The sequence below is a fragment of the uncultured Desulfovibrio sp. genome, from assembly GCF_902477725.1.
GTDB lineage: Bacteria > Desulfobacterota > Desulfovibrionia > Desulfovibrionales > Desulfovibrionaceae > Desulfovibrio.
This window is the reverse complement of the sequence record NZ_CABSIF010000004.1, coordinates 117,687-131,796: the sequence shown is the minus strand read 5'-3', so window position 1 is coordinate 131,796 and position 14,110 is coordinate 117,687. Positions and strand designations below refer to the sequence as shown.

Genomic DNA, 14,110 nt, shown 5'->3' with positions numbered 1-14,110 from the left:
CGTGAGCACGACCACGGAACAGACCCAACACCCCGCCAGCGGCAATCGCGGCGCCGGGTATGTGGCAAACGTGCGGCAGCGCTTTCCCTATGCTGTTCTTGATGAAGAACGGCAAACCAGCAACCAGCTCACCATCACGGTCAAGCTGGAGGCTCTGCCCGATGTTGTTTCCTACCTTTATTACGATCAGGGCGGCTGGCTGCCGGTGGTTTTTGGCAACGACGAACGCACGCTCAACGGCAGCTTTGCCATCTACTACGCCCTTTCCATGGAAGAAGGCGAAAAATGCTGGATAGTTGTGCGCGCCTTTGTGGACGCTGACCGGCAGGAATTCCCTTCCGTCACGGCCAGGGTGCCCGCCGCCGTGTGGGGCGAGCGCGAAATCCGCGACATGTACGGGCTTACCCCTGTGGGCCTGCCCGATGCGCGCCGGCTGGTGCTGCCCGATGACTGGCCGGACAACCTGCATCCCCTGCGCAAGGACTGCATGGACTACCGCCAGCGCCCCGCGCCCACCACAGACACGGAAACCTACGACTTCATCAACGAGCTGGGCAGCGAGAAAGACCGCATCCTGCCCGTTGGCCCCATGCACGTCACTTCTGACGAACCCGGGCACTTCCGCCTGTTCGTTGACGGCGAAAACGTGGTGGATGCCGACTACCGCATGTTCTATGTGCACCGTGGCATGGAAAAAGCTGCGGAAGTACGCATGGGCTACCACGAAATCACCTTTCTGGCCGAACGCGTGTGCGGCATCTGCGGCTATGCCCACAGCATCGCCTACGCCAACTCGGTGGAAAACGCCCTGGACATCAACGTGCCCATGCGCGCCCGCTGGATACGCACCCTGTTGCTGGAGGCGGAACGCCTGCACAGCCATCTGCTGAACCTCGGCCTTGTCTGCCACTTTACGGGTTTTGACTCTGGCTTCCAGCAGTTCTTCCGCGTGCGCGAAAAATCCATGACCATCGCCGAGCTGCTCACCGGATCGCGCAAGACATACGGGCTCAACCTTATCGGCGGCATCCGCAACGATATTCTGGCCGATGCGCGCAAAACCACCACTGCCCTGCTCAATTCCATTGAAAAAGAAGTGGCCGAGCTGGTGGACATGCTCCTCAGCACCACCAACTTTGAACAGCGCACCAAGGGTGTGGGCATTCTCGACCGCAAGGTGGCCCGCGACTACAGCCCCGTTGGCCCCATGATTCGCGGCAGCGGCTTTGCCCGCGATGTGCGCGCCGATCATCCCTTTGAAGGCTACGCCCATATTCCCGTCAACGTCTTCTCCTTTGACGGTTGCGACATCTTTTCCCGCGCGCTTGTGCGGGTAAAAGAAGTGTTCGACTCAATCGCCCAGTGCCGCTACGTGCTGGACAACATGCCCGGCGGCCCGGTGCTGACTGAAGGCTTCACTTACACGCCCCACAAGTTCGCTCTGGGCTTTACCGAGGCCCCGCGCGGCGAAGACGTGCACTGGAGCATGACCGGCAACAACCAGAAGATCTTCCGCTGGCGCTGCCGCGCGGCCACCTACGCCAACTGGCCGGTGCTGCGCTACGCCCTGCGAGGCAATACGGTTTCGGACGCCGCCCTCATCATCGGCAGCCTTGACCCCTGCTATTCCTGCACAGACCGCGTCACCCTTGTGGATGTGCGCAAAAAGAAGGCCAAGACCGTGTCGTATCAAGACTTTGAGCAGTACGGCATTGACCGCAAACATTCACCTCTGCCCTGAAGCATGTGGCAACGCGTATGAAAACCACGAACATTCACCAGAACCGCGCGCGGCAGCGCAGTACGGCCCCCGTCATATGGGCGGCCCGAGGTTGCACCGCTGCGGCGGCCATGCACATGCGCAACATGCTTGAGGAGGCGCTGTCATGCTGAAATTACTCAAAATAGTCCGTGATGCAGGCGAGGTAACGATCAAGTACCCCTTCGCGCCTGCCGAATTCACGCCCACATTCCGTGGCAAGCCGGAATATGATCCCAAGCGCTGCATTGCCTGTGCGGCCTGCGCCATCGCCTGCCCGCCCAATGCCCTGACCATCGAAACCGATCTGGAAAAGGGCGTGCGCACCTGGCAATTCTGCGCCGGACGCTGCATCTTTTGCGGCCGTTGCGAAGAGGTTTGCCCCACCAGGGCCTTGCGCCTCTCGCAGGAGTTTGAACTTGCCGTCATGCGCAAAGACGACCTTTATGAACGCTGCACCTTCAGCCTGTGCCACTGCCGCCAGTGCGGCACCCCCTTTGCCCCGCAAAAAGAGGTGGACTACGCGCTGGCCCTGACCATGCAGGCTGACGGCGTTACAGAAGAAGACCCCGACCAGCGTCGGCAGTTTGAAACCTGCCCCCAGTGCAAGCGCAAGCAGACCCTCGGCCTCAAGCCCCGGCAGGAGGTATAGCCATGTCCATCGTTCCCTATGCCTACGCGCCCGGTATCTCGCACTACAAAACCGAACCCGTCAGCGTTGAGGATTCCATAGCCGCGCTCAAGGGTGCGCTTTTGCAGCGCATTCAGCGCTCGGCCTATGTCTACCGCATTGACTGTGGCGGCTGCAACGGCTGCGAAATTGAAATCTTCGCGTCCATCACGTCCATTTTTGATGCCGAGCGTTTCGGCATCAAGGTGGTTCCCTCGCCCCGCCATGCGGATATTCTGCTGTTCACGGGCGCTGTTACCCGCGCCATGCGCATGCCCGCCCTGCGCGCCTTCCACAACGCGCCTGACCCCAAGATATGCGTCTCTTACGGTGCCTGCGGGTGCAGCGGCGGCATCTTCCACGACATGTATTCCGTGTGGGGCGGCAGCGACAAGATTGTGCCCATTGACGTGTACATTCCCGGCTGCCCGCCAACCCCGCAGGCCACCATCTATGGCTTTGCCATGGCCCTTGGCCTGCTGGATCAGAAACTCAAGGAACGCAATCATGAGGAATCCGGCGCAGCCGCGCCAGCGCCCCTGCTGCCCGATGCCCCGCTCGACATCCGCGTGCGGATTGAACGCGAAGCGCGTCTGCTGGCTGGCTACCGTCAGGGCAGGGAAATCAGCGACAGGTTCTTCCAATGCCTTGAGGCCGGAAGCACCGCCGCCCTTGAAGCCAATCTGCAAAAATGGATTCGCGATGCCGAAGACCCCCGCCTGACGGAAATTCTCTTCCGCCTGCGCGAAGTGTTTTTCGACAGCCTGAACGTTGGGCAGGATCAGGGGATCTACCATGACTGAGATGGTCAGCTTCCACGCACTGCGGCGAAAGTTTCTGGATACGCAGAAGGATCTCCCCGAGTCTGACGCCACCAAGCAGGTCATGTACTACTCCCTTGCCATCGGGCATCACGTGGGGGTTATCGACTGCCTTGTCAAAGTGCTGGAATGCCCCAGGGACGCCTATGAAGCATGGGTGGGCCTGCTGCCCGAGGGCGAGGCCCGCCGCAAGATGAACGGATTGCTGACCTTTGGCGAAATCCATATCGATGCGAACCATGCGGGCATGCTGGGCAAGGCTTTTGCCGAGGCCATGCCCGGCATGGAAGAGCCGTACAAGGGCTGGAGCGCGGTACTCATGGAGCAACTGGCCGCCATTCAACGCGAGCCTGCGCTCTACTTCATGGTGCAGCTGCCCCGGAGGATGGAATGACAGCCCCCGCCCTACAAGACCGCAACGTGGTGCTGACCGTGGGCAACAGCCTCATGGGCGATGACGGCGCAGGTCCGCTTTTGTGCGAACGCATGGAGGCAAGCCCTGTGCCGGGCTGGACTGTGGTGGACGGCGGCTCCATGCCCGAAAACGTCACCTACGCGGTCAAAGCCATGAAGCCCCGGCGTCTGCTTATTGTGGACGTTGCCACGTTGGAGCTTGCCCCCGGTGAAATACGCTTTGTGGATAAGGAACGCATCCGCTCCATGGGCATAGCCAGCACCCACAACATGCCCCTCTCCTTTATTATGGACGAACTGGAACGGGAGATTGAGCAGGTTGTGTTTCTGGGCATCCAGCCGCAGGAAGTGGGCTTTTGCCTGCCGATTACCGATGCTGTGCAACGTGCTGTGGAGCGTATCCACGCGGGCCTGGCGGAGGGCCTTGGCGACATCCCCTGGCTGGCCTGAAACTTCGTCAAAAATGACGAAAAAGGATAAACCCAGCTAACCGTCTGGAGTAATAGTGGTTGTTATAAATTTCACACATGTTTGCCATTCGACAGTTCGACATTTTTGACGAACACGCGCGAACACGGTTTTTACAGCAATCGTAACAATACAGAATGCCAGATCATTTTTGCAACATACTGGCATCCTTGTTGCAATTTAACGAATACTGGCCGGCCCCACGCCGAGCCGTAAAACAAGCAAGGGCTTTCTATGAAAAAACGCATAGCGGCCAATCCAGGGCGCTGCATAGGCTGCCGCACCTGTGAGATAGCCTGCGCCCTGGCGCACAGTGAACTGCGTATTGAAGACATGACCGCCTCTGACTTCAAAGCCAGAGTCGCCATCCTGAAGCACGAAGACATCAGCACTCCGGTTGCCTGCCGACAGTGCGAAGACGCCCCCTGTGCATCGGCCTGCCCCTGCGGAGCCATTGTTGCCGACAGTGAGAGCGTCACCGTGCTGCGGCATAAGTGCATAGGCTGCAAGGCCTGCATCATGGCCTGTCCTTACGGGGTCATGCGGGTCACAAGTCACAAGGTGCGCCGCACCGTATGCGGCAAACCGCTGGGATTCAGCCACAAGGCCCTGGCGCAAAAATGTGATCTGTGCGCCAGCGTGCCCGAAGGTCCCTCCTGCGTGCGGGCCTGCCCCACCGATGTGTTGTTTGTGGTGGAGGATGAAACAGTGCAGCCCGAGGGAACAGCAGCATTTCAGTAAGCGGGCCTTGGTGCTTACGGCACCTGCCCCCGGTTTGAAATGCGGCGCTACATGCCTGCCAGAGCAGCGGAGTGCTCGCCGCTGTTAAAATGAATACAAGAGGTTATCATGAAAAAAGTAATAGAAGTCTGCCCATACTGCGCTTCGGGCTGCAAGATCAACCTGCTGGTTGAGAATGGCCGCGTGGTTGGCGCAGAAGGCGCCAACGGCCTGACCAACCAGGGGGCCTTGTGCCTCAAGGGTCTGTATGGCTGGGATTTTATCAACGACACCAAAATCCTGACTCCCAGAGTCAAAAACCCCATGATCCGCCGCAAGCGTGGCGGTGAGTTTGAGGCTGTCTCTTGGGATACGGCCATCGACTACACCGCATCGCGTCTTACGGCCATCAAGGAAGAATTCGGCCCCGATTCCATCATGGTTTCCGGTTCTTCCCGCTCCACCGGCAACGAAACCAACTACATAATGCAAAAATTCGCCCGCGCGGCTCTCGGCACCAATAATGTCGACTGCTGCGCGCGGGTTTGACACGGCCCATCAGTTGCAGGTCTGCAACAATCGGTCGGCAATGGCGCAATGAGCAACTCCATTGTGGAGATTGAAGATACTAAATGCTTGTTCATCTTTGGGTGGAATCCGGCAGATTCGCACCCCATTATCGCCCGCCGGGTGGTAAAGGCGAAAGAAAAAGGGGCAACCATCATTGTCTGTGATCCGCGCAAGATTGAAACTGCGCGCATCGCCGACCTGCATGTTCCCCTGAAAAACGGTTCCAACGTGGCCTTCGTCAATGCCTTGATGAACGTCATTATTAACGAGGGACTCGCGGACAAGGAGTTCATAGAAAAGTACACGACTGGCTTTGCAGAACTTAAAGCCATTGTGGACAACTATCCTCCTGAAGCGGTTACGGAAATCACGGGCATTGATGCCGAAACCATCCGCAAGACCGCCCGTATGTATGCCACTGCCCCAGAGGGCGCAGGCATATACTGGGGCATGGGCGTTTGCCAGTTCTATCAGGGTGTGGAGACCGTACGGGCACTGACCTCCATGGCTCTGATTACCGGCAACATAGGCAAACCTCACACCGGCGTTGCTCCGGTGCGTGGGCAGAACAACGTGCAGGGCGCCTGCGACATGGGCGCGTTGCCCAACGTGTTTGTGGGCTACCAGAGCGTGACAGACCCGGCCGTGCGCGAAAAATTCGCCAAGGCCTGGGGTGTTCCCGTTGAAAAAATGTCCCCCAAGGTGGGGCATTTCCTGAGTGAAGTCGCCGCGAGCGCTTCTGCTGGCAGGCTGAAGGCATTCTACTGCATGGGTGAAGACCCCTTGCAGACAGAACCCGACCTTTCCGGCGTGCGTAGCGGCTTCAGCAAGCTTGACCTGCTCATTGTGCAGGACTGCTTTATGACCAAGACAGCAGCCGTGGCCGACGTGATCTTCCCTACCACCACGTGGGGCGAACACGAAGGCGTATACTCGGCTGCCGACCGTGGCTTCCAGCGCTTCTACAAGGCAGTGGAACCGCAGGGCGATGTAAAGGTGGACTGGGACATCATCTGCCGCCTGTCCACAGCCATGGGCTATCCCATGCAGTACAACAACACCAGAGAGATCTGGAACGAGCTGATCTCACTCTCGCCCAAATATGCGGAAGCGACCTATGAAAAGCTCGATGCAAACGGCGGGCTTGGCTACATCCAGTGGCCCTGCACCAAGGATGCCCCCAACGGCACCCAGGTGCTTTACGCACAGCCCGACGGCAGCATCAGGTTTGAAACCCCGGACGGCCTGGGCCACCTCTTTACGGTGGAATGGGTCCCGCCTGTGGAAAAAATCAGCTCCGAGTTCCCGCTGGTGCTTTCTACCGTGCGCGAAGTGGGCCACTACTCCTGCCGCTCCATGACAGGCAACTGCAAGGCGCTGGCAGCACTGGCGGACGAACCCGGCTTTGTGCAGATGAACGACAAGGATGCGGAAGCCCTCGGCATCCGCGATCATGAGCTTGTGTGGGTGCAGTCGCACCACTCCAGGGTCATCACCAGGGCGCAGATCAGCCCGCGCACCAACAAGGGTGCGGTGTACATGACCTACCAGTGGTGGATCGGCGCATGCAACGAATTGGTGGGCGAGGTCTTGAGCCCCATCACCAAAACGCCGGAATACAAATATGTGCCTGTTCGAGTTGAAAAAATAGAAGATCAGACATGGGCTGAAAGCCATGTGGTGCAGGTGTACAGCGAATTGAAGCAACGCCTGCGCAAGGAAAAGGCCAACGGCTCCGCGCAGAAAATCCCTGCCTGACTCCGGTAACCCTTAACAATCCCCCGCGCGGGCACTCCCAAGGTGCAACCGCGCGGGGAACCACAAACATGAAACAGCCGCCGGATACTTCCATCAGTATTGAACGCGCCATTACCCGCATCGGGCCTCAGGGCCGCCGCGAGGTCATGGACGTGCTCCTGCGCGAAGAATGCTACGAACTCGTCTGCAACGGCAATTCCGTGACCGAGCTGCACTGCATGCCCAGCCTGCTGCGTGAGCTTGCCGTGGGGCGGCTCCGCACCCTGGGGCTTTTGCATGAAATCTCCGCGCTGCGGGCGCTTTCCATTGATGAGCAAAACCGCGTCATAGCGGCATCTGTTGCGGAATTTTCCGCGACAGCCGTGAACGCCCCAAGCGATGTGCGGCTTGCCGCCGCGCAGGTGCATGCGCTGCAACTGGCTTTCAACGAGCGCTGCGATCTTTTCCGCGCCACAGGTGCGGCCCACAGTTGCGCCCTTGCGAGCCCAGAAGGCCTGCTGCTTTTCTGCGAGGATATCGCCCGCCACAACGCGCTGGACAAGGTCATAGGGGCCATGCTGCTGCAAGGGCTGAGTCCGGATGGAAAAATCCTCATTTTCAGCGGGCGGCTCGCATCTGACATGCTCTCAAAGGTTGTGGCCTGCGGTGTGAAGCTGCTCATCGCACCGGGGGCCCCCTCGCTCACCTCCGTAGAAATGGCCGAGGCTCACGGCATCACCCTGCTGGGATTTGTACGCCGCGACAACATCAATATTTACACCTGCCCGCAAAGGATAAGCTGAGATGAACCGCGCTCTGCACTCCTTTGCGGCTGACGCACAGCCCCATATTTCTACCCCGCCAGAACGGGAAAGTCTGCCGCTGGAGGAAGCTCTGGAGCTTCTTTTGCAGCACACGCACACAGTTGCAGAGTCGGAAGAAGTACCGCTTTTTGACGCCGATGGCCGCATATGTTTTGCCCATATGCGCGCCGAGTTGCCTCAGCCGCCCTACAACCGGGTTCAGGTTGATGGATATGCCCTGCGCAGTGCCGACATTGCCAGCGCCACGGCGGAACATCCCGTCATGCTGCTGGTAACGCAGCACCTCTATGCCGGTGATGCACCAGGCCACCGCCTTGAACCCGGTCAGGCGGCACGCGTGACTACAGGAGCAGTCCTGCCTCCGGGCGCGGACTGTGTGGTGTGGCAGGAGGACACGCTGGCCGATGGCCAGACCGTGGTGATTTCCCGCAGTCTTGCGGCCATGCGCAACTGCCGCATGTGCGGACAGGATATGGAGCGCGGCAGCATGCTGGCCGAAAGCGGCGGTGTGCTGCACAGCGGCACCCTCAGCCTGCTGGCTGGTCAGGGTTACACCCATGTACGCGTATTCCGTCGCCCCAGGGTCAGCCTGCTGGCAACGGGCAGCGAGCTTGTGCTTCCCGGCGCTCCTTTGCCGCAGGGCGGCATTTACAACGTCAGCAGCACCCTGCTGGGTGTGCGTCTGCGCAAAATGGGCGCGCGCATACTGCGCATGATGACCAGAGGCGACAACCGGCAGGCATTGCAGGAGCATCTGGCAGAAATGCTGGCCGAGAGCGATCTTGTCATCACCACGGGCGGGGCTTCTGTGGGGCCCAAAGACCTTGTGTCCGCCATCGCCTCAGAAATCGTGGCGGAACAGGGCGGCAGCATGCTTTTTCAGAGCCTGCGCCTCAAACCCGGATCCATGACCTTGGCCGCTGCCCTGCCACAAACCCTGCTGCTGGGCCTTTCGGGCAATCCTGTGGCTGCTGCCGCGACCTTTGGCCTGCTGGCGGTTCCGGTGCTGAAAAAAATGAGCGGCGCAAAGCGCTTTGCGCCCCTGCGGCAAAAGGCCGTGGCCCGCAATGATTTTGGTTCCTGCCGCAAGGACGAGCGCCGCATTGTGCTGGCGCGCCTTGAAGGCAGGGATGTGTATTTTGCGCGCGATGCGCAACGCATGGGGCAACCAGCCCTGTGCGACGACTGCAACTGTTTTGTGGATATTCCCGCAGGCAGCGCTCCTTTGCGCAAAGGCATGGAGGTAGACGTCATTCTTGCCTGACCCCTCAGGCAAGCTCGGTAGACAGTCCTATAATCCTGCCCTATGGTGCATGGAGAAAAGTTGTGGATATCCCTTCCAGAATCCCCCCCGGATGCACGCCGCCAGCCGGGTTTTTTACAGCCAGCGCCTCAGAGATGGTAAAAAGTACAGCTATTGTCTGGCAGGAAGCCCTGCTCGCAGCCAGCCGGGTGCTGCCCCTGCAAAAAGACATTCCCAGCCTTTTGCGCATGCTGAAAAACTGCTGTGATCCGCTCATGGCCTTTCAGCGCATACACATCGTTATTGCCGCGCCCATGCAGGAAAAGGCGCGGCTCTACATGCTTGACGCGCACGCTGACCGCTCTGCCGTTTCAGAACAAGACCTGACACCCCAGCAGGGCCTGCGCCAGTTCTGGAGTCAGACCGAGGTGGCCTGCTTTGAAGGCGAGCACCTGCGGCGGGAATTTCCCGACATTGCTGATCTTGACCAGTACCGCAATGCCAGCGGCTGCCTTTTTGTTCCCATTTCCACGCAGGGCGGCTGCCACTGCGCCATGGACTTTGTCAAAACAGACGGCAGCGTGTTCAGCGACGACTCGCTTGTTTTTTTCCGTGTACTTGCCGGGGTGGTGACGGCTTCCATCACAGCCATCCTCTGCATGGACAATGTGCGGCAGGAAACTGAACACCTGCGCCGCGAACGCGACCACTTCAGCATCCTTGTGGATGTGACCAACACGGCTATCGGCACCCTTGAAATGAACGACATGGTGGCCGTTGTTGCGGGCGAGATACGGCGGTTCTTCGGCATACGCGATTTTGCCCTGCTGCTGCACGAAACGGACGACACATATTCCTTCCACTGCGCCCGCCCGCCGCAGTCTACTGAAAATCCGGTGCTGCCAGCGGGTACTTTTTCGTTGTCCAACACCCTGCTCAAGCGCTGCCACGACATCAATGCCCCCTTGCTGGCACGGCAGGGCGATCTAGCCAGACTTTCGCGCAAAGATCCGGCCTCGGAATTTATTCTTGGCAACGGCAATCAGGCAGCGGGGCTGTTTCCGCTGCATTTCGGCCAGCACTGCCTCGGGGCCATGCTGCTTGCCCACCGCCACCCCGATGTCTTTACCGATGAATCCGTCAGCCTGCTCGCCCAGATAGCCTCGCGCGTGGCCATTGCCGTGCGCAATGCTCTGGACTACACCACGATCTCTGTGCAGAAAAACGATCTTGCACAAGAAAATCTCTATCTTTCTGAACAGATACAAAGCCAGTCGGACATGGGCGTCATCATTGGGCAGAGCGATGCCATCATGCGTGTTTTGCAACAGGTGGACATGGTGGCCGCCAGCGACAGCACCGTGTTGCTGCTGGGCGAAACCGGCACCGGCAAGGAGCTTTTTGCCCAGGCCATCCACAACCGCAGCCCGCGCAAATCCAAGCGCATGGTCAAGATGAACTGCGCCGCAGTGCCTGCGGGGCTTATGGAAAGCGAACTTTTCGGGCACGAAAAAGGCGCCTTTACCGGCGCTGGCGCGCAACGCAAGGGGCGCTTTGAACTGGCCCACGGCAGCACCCTGATGCTGGACGAAGTTGGTGATATCCCGCTGGAATTGCAGCCTAAACTTTTGCGCGTTCTGCAATCGCGCGAGATTGAACGCCTTGGCGGGCACAAAGTCATTTCCGTGGATGTGCGTCTGGTAGCAGCCACTAACCGCAATTTGCAGGAAATGGTGCTCGACGGCACGTTCAGGGATGATCTGTTCTATCGGCTCAATGTCTTTCCCATTGCCATTCCGCCGCTGCGCGAACGCCGCGAAGATATTCCCCTGCTGGCAAAGCATTTTACGCAACAGATGGCGCGGCAGATGAAGAAAAACATCACCAGTATTCCCTCCGCAGCCCTGCGCTGGCTTTGCGACCAGCCCTGGCCCGGCAACGTGCGCGAGCTTGCCAATGTCATCGAGCGCGCGGTCATTCTTTCCAGCGGCCCCAGCCTGAATATCTGCCCGCTGGAGGTTCCCGCCCCTGTTGCGGCCATTTCCCAGCGCAAGCAGGAGGCCAGCGCGCCGCCCGCGCCCGCGCAGTCCACCCGGCCCGTGTATACGGATGCCCACCACCAGCCCGGCGAAACCCTCAGCGAGCGAGACCGCATAGTGGCCGCCATTCTGGCCTGTAATGGCGTGATGGCGGGTTCGCGCGGGGTGGCCGCCATGCTGGGCCTCAAGCGCACAACCCTGCTCTCGCGCATGCAGCGCATGGGCATAGACATCAAGGATGTGCTGGAAACACGCGGTCAATCCCTGCCAGCCTAAATTCTACAGGCATTTCATGGCGGGATTCCCGCCAGTCGACGCTCTCCCTCCCGTCCACTGTCCCTTGCCAACTTGGCCCCAGATTTCAGGCAGATATAAAAAAAACGCTTGTCCCGCCTTGTTGACATAGCGGGAAGTTCTGATACCCATTACAATATATCTTGAAAATTCACGGCCCCAGCCTGTGGCCGGTCTGCCCTGTTTTTGGCTTCAAGCTGGCCTGTTTCTGTCACGGTCACCGCTGGAGCAGATCAACATTGAACATGTTTGTCTGTTCTGCATGGATTTTTGCAAAAGTCCGCGCTGCGAAGTGCCTGCATGACAAGGATAATCTATCGTCACGCAAGCATTTCAACGTGAAAATGCTCTAACCGGAGCCGCCATGAACAACCGCACTCTGCTTTACGCCCTGACGCTCACCTGTATTCTGCTGATATTTGGCGCGTGGACGCTGGCCTTTTTCCATTACGGGGCAGCCGTGCGGCAAAGCCCTGCGCCGCAGGCGCTGGCAACACTACAAGCAGGCCCGGCAGCCGAACCGCAGTTCAATCCGCCCAAACCCCAGGACGCGCCGGAAGATATCCGAGAAGCCGTCATGCTCGGCTACAATATTATCAACGATACGGCGCAGTACGCCCCCGAACATGTGAGCAACGAACTGGCCTGCGCTACCTGCCATCTCGAGGGCGGCACCAGCAAGGTGAGCATCACCCTTGTGGGCGTAGCGGCAACCTATCCCCGCTTTCTGCCCAGCCACGGCTACAGCGCCGATCTTGCCCAGAAAGTGCAGGATTGCTTTGCGCGCAACCTCAATGCCGCGCCCCCGGCCCTCGACAGCCGCACCATGCAGGCTGTGCTCGCCTACCTGCACTGGATTTCAAAAGATATCCCCGTCTATGCCAAGCTGCCGTGGGCCCTGCCCGCAAAGCTCGACAGCAACCACAAGCCCGATGCCGGCAGCGGGGCCAGCGTGTACGCAGACAGTTGCGCCTCCTGTCACGGCGATGCGGGCGACGGTTCCCCCCCGCTCTGGGGCAACGGCGCATACACTGATGGTTCCACAATGCACGACATCAATACCTTTGCCGTGTTCACCCATCGGTTCATGCCCCCGGAGGCAGCCAACCTCACGCCGGAACAGGCCCTTGACGTGGCAGCCTATGTGGACGGCCAGCCTCGCCCCCACTTCACGCCGGAACGGCAGGGGAAGTAGACCATGAACTTTCCCATCCTGCATATTCCTGTGGTGGGCGATGGCATGACCATTGCCCTCAATGCGGTGCTGCACGTCTGTATCAGCCACGGGCTGGCCATTGGCCTCATGACCATGCTGGTGATCTTTCAATCCCTCACGTGGAAGGGCAAGGGCGCTTTCTGGGCCGACATTGCCCGCCGCCTGCTGGGGCCGCTGGTGGTTGTTACCACCTCTGTGGGCGCGGTCACAGGCGTGGGCATATGGGTTCTGACAGGGAGCCTTGCGCCGGAAGGCATCGGCGCGCTCATCCATCTGTTTTTCTGGCCCTGGTTTATTGAATGGTTCGCCTTCACCGCCGAAGTGATTTTGCTGCTCTGCTACTACTACATGTGGGATCGGCTGATAACGCGCAAACCCGGCACACTGGCCGCTATTGGCTGGGGCTATGTGGGTGCATCCTTTATCTCTGCGGTTCTTATCACAGGCATTCTGGGCTTCATGCTCACCCCGCAGGGCTGGCCATGGGCCAGAAGCTTTACCGAGGCCTATTTTAACCCCACCTTTGTGCCGCAGTGCTTTTTGCGTGTCGGCGGCGGCATGGCACTGGGCATACTGCTGCTCATGAGCTGGATTGCCTGGCGCTTCAAGGGCACAGCGGAAGAACGCGGCAAGGCCCTGCGCCTCTGCGGCTCGGCGCTGCTGCTCTCTCTGGTTGTGACGGCAGCGGCGACCTACGTGTATTTTTTGCGGGTGCCGCAAACCTACCTCACGCACTGGAAGTTCTCTGTCGCCACATCCTACCTCTCGCAAATGCCGGACTTTCTGCCAGCGGCCAACGCGGTTGCCGCGCTTGTGCTCCTGCTGGCGGCCCTGGCGGCACTGGGGCGCTCACGGCTGGCATGCCGGTTGCTGTGCTTCCCGGCCCTGATCATGAGCCTGTGCTTTGTCATGGAATTTGAGCGGGTGCGCGAATTTATCCGCGGCCCGTACCTGATGCCGGGCTATATGCATGCCAGCCAGATAACCCTTGTGGAAAGCGAGGCGCTGGCTGCCCAGAACGCCCCCCTGTTGCCCCGGCTGCGCTGGGTCAACACCAGCGGCAATCTGCCCCCGGCAACCCAGGCCGCCAGAACGCTTTTTGCGGCCAATTGCGGCGTATGCCACGCAGAAAGCGGCATCAACGGCATTGATCAGCGCCTTGCGGGGCGCTCGGCAGACGGCATCAACGCCATGCTGGGCATTACGCAGAGGCTGGCCCCCTACATGACGCCCTTTGTGGGTTCGGAGCAGGAACGCGCCATGCTCACGGAATATTTGTTCCAGCTTTCCTCCAACTATTCCCGCCGCGCCCAACAAGCCGCCAGGGAGAAGTAG

At 59.6% G+C, this 14,110-nt stretch carries 13 protein-coding genes; all 13 read left to right on the top strand.

Annotated elements, in window-relative coordinates:
* Position 1: 1 nt before the first annotated feature.
* The 13 genes from RDK48_RS04575 to RDK48_RS04515 all read left to right on the top strand — a co-directional run bounded on the left by RDK48_RS04575 (position 2) and on the right by RDK48_RS04515 (position 14,110).
* Entirely contained in the window at positions 2-1,741 is a 1,740-nt protein-coding gene (locus tag RDK48_RS04575; RefSeq protein WP_298992912.1) for an NADH-quinone oxidoreductase subunit C, read from the top strand.
* Positions 1,742-1,758: 17 nt separating this feature from the next.
* The gene (locus RDK48_RS04570) at positions 1,759-1,893 is read left to right on the top strand and encodes a hypothetical protein (protein ID WP_298992914.1); all 135 of its coding nucleotides are present in this window, start codon (positions 1,759-1,761) and stop codon (positions 1,891-1,893) included.
* On the top strand, positions 1,887-2,411 hold the full coding sequence (locus RDK48_RS04565; protein ID WP_215647023.1) for a formate hydrogenlyase complex iron-sulfur subunit: 525 nt from the start codon (positions 1,887-1,889) through the stop codon (positions 2,409-2,411). The genes RDK48_RS04570 and RDK48_RS04565 overlap by 7 nt, the downstream gene beginning before the upstream one ends.
* A gap of 2 nt (positions 2,412-2,413) precedes the next feature.
* Positions 2,414-3,232: an NADH-quinone oxidoreductase subunit B family protein gene (locus tag RDK48_RS04560; RefSeq protein WP_240824755.1), complete on the top strand. Its 819-nt coding sequence runs from the start codon at positions 2,414-2,416 to the stop codon at positions 3,230-3,232.
* A complete protein-coding gene (locus RDK48_RS04555; RefSeq protein WP_298992918.1) occupies positions 3,225-3,644 on the top strand; it encodes a formate hydrogenlyase maturation HycH family protein in 420 nt (139 codons plus the stop codon). Before RDK48_RS04560 ends, RDK48_RS04555 begins: the two co-directional genes overlap by 8 nt.
* A complete protein-coding gene (gene hycI / locus RDK48_RS04550; protein WP_298992920.1) occupies positions 3,641-4,114 on the top strand; it encodes a hydrogenase maturation peptidase HycI in 474 nt (157 codons plus the stop codon). The genes RDK48_RS04555 and hycI overlap by 4 nt, the downstream gene beginning before the upstream one ends.
* A 252-nt stretch (positions 4,115-4,366) precedes the next feature.
* The gene (locus tag RDK48_RS04545) at positions 4,367-4,873 is read left to right on the top strand and encodes a 4Fe-4S dicluster domain-containing protein (RefSeq protein WP_298992922.1); all 507 of its coding nucleotides are present in this window, start codon (positions 4,367-4,369) and stop codon (positions 4,871-4,873) included.
* Between the two features lie 108 nt (positions 4,874-4,981).
* On the top strand, positions 4,982-7,180 hold the full coding sequence (gene fdhF, locus RDK48_RS04540) for a formate dehydrogenase subunit alpha (RefSeq protein WP_298992925.1): 2,199 nt from the start codon (positions 4,982-4,984) through the stop codon (positions 7,178-7,180).
* 68 nt (positions 7,181-7,248) lie between these two features.
* The gene (locus tag RDK48_RS04535; protein ID WP_298992928.1) at positions 7,249-7,962 is read left to right on the top strand and encodes a formate dehydrogenase accessory sulfurtransferase FdhD; all 714 of its coding nucleotides are present in this window, start codon (positions 7,249-7,251) and stop codon (positions 7,960-7,962) included.
* A 1-nt stretch (position 7,963) separates the two neighbouring features.
* Complete coding sequence (locus tag RDK48_RS04530; protein WP_298992931.1) at positions 7,964-9,247, top strand: molybdopterin molybdotransferase MoeA; 1,284 nt, start codon at positions 7,964-7,966, stop codon at positions 9,245-9,247.
* A gap of 62 nt (positions 9,248-9,309) precedes the next feature.
* Positions 9,310-11,541, top strand: a complete 2,232-nt coding sequence (locus RDK48_RS04525; protein ID WP_298992934.1) for a sigma 54-interacting transcriptional regulator — start codon at positions 9,310-9,312, stop codon at positions 11,539-11,541.
* A gap of 382 nt (positions 11,542-11,923) precedes the next feature.
* A complete protein-coding gene (locus tag RDK48_RS04520; protein ID WP_298992937.1) occupies positions 11,924-12,754 on the top strand; it encodes a c-type cytochrome in 831 nt (276 codons plus the stop codon).
* 3 nt (positions 12,755-12,757) lie between these two features.
* Positions 12,758-14,110: a cytochrome ubiquinol oxidase subunit I gene (locus RDK48_RS04515; RefSeq protein ID WP_298992940.1), complete on the top strand. Its 1,353-nt coding sequence runs from the start codon at positions 12,758-12,760 to the stop codon at positions 14,108-14,110.

Bases quoted from the DNA above. Each gene is read 5' to 3' on its own strand.
- RDK48_RS04560 (WP_240824755.1), top strand. From the start codon at position 2,414: ATGTCCATCGTTCCCTATGCCTACGCGCCCGGTATCTCGCACTACAAA.
- RDK48_RS04515 (WP_298992940.1), top strand. From the start codon at position 12,758: ATGAACTTTCCCATCCTGCATATTCCTGTGGTGGGCGATGGCATGACC.
- RDK48_RS04520 (WP_298992937.1), top strand. From the start codon at position 11,924: ATGAACAACCGCACTCTGCTTTACGCCCTGACGCTCACCTGTATTCTG.
- RDK48_RS04545 (WP_298992922.1), top strand. From the start codon at position 4,367: ATGAAAAAACGCATAGCGGCCAATCCAGGGCGCTGCATAGGCTGCCGC.
- RDK48_RS04530 (WP_298992931.1), top strand. From the start codon at position 7,964: ATGAACCGCGCTCTGCACTCCTTTGCGGCTGACGCACAGCCCCATATT.
- RDK48_RS04570 (WP_298992914.1), top strand. From the start codon at position 1,759: ATGAAAACCACGAACATTCACCAGAACCGCGCGCGGCAGCGCAGTACG.
- hycI (WP_298992920.1), top strand. From the start codon at position 3,641: ATGACAGCCCCCGCCCTACAAGACCGCAACGTGGTGCTGACCGTGGGC.
- RDK48_RS04565 (WP_215647023.1), top strand. From the start codon at position 1,887: ATGCTGAAATTACTCAAAATAGTCCGTGATGCAGGCGAGGTAACGATC.
- RDK48_RS04555 (WP_298992918.1), top strand. From the start codon at position 3,225: ATGACTGAGATGGTCAGCTTCCACGCACTGCGGCGAAAGTTTCTGGAT.
- RDK48_RS04535 (WP_298992928.1), top strand. From the start codon at position 7,249: ATGAAACAGCCGCCGGATACTTCCATCAGTATTGAACGCGCCATTACC.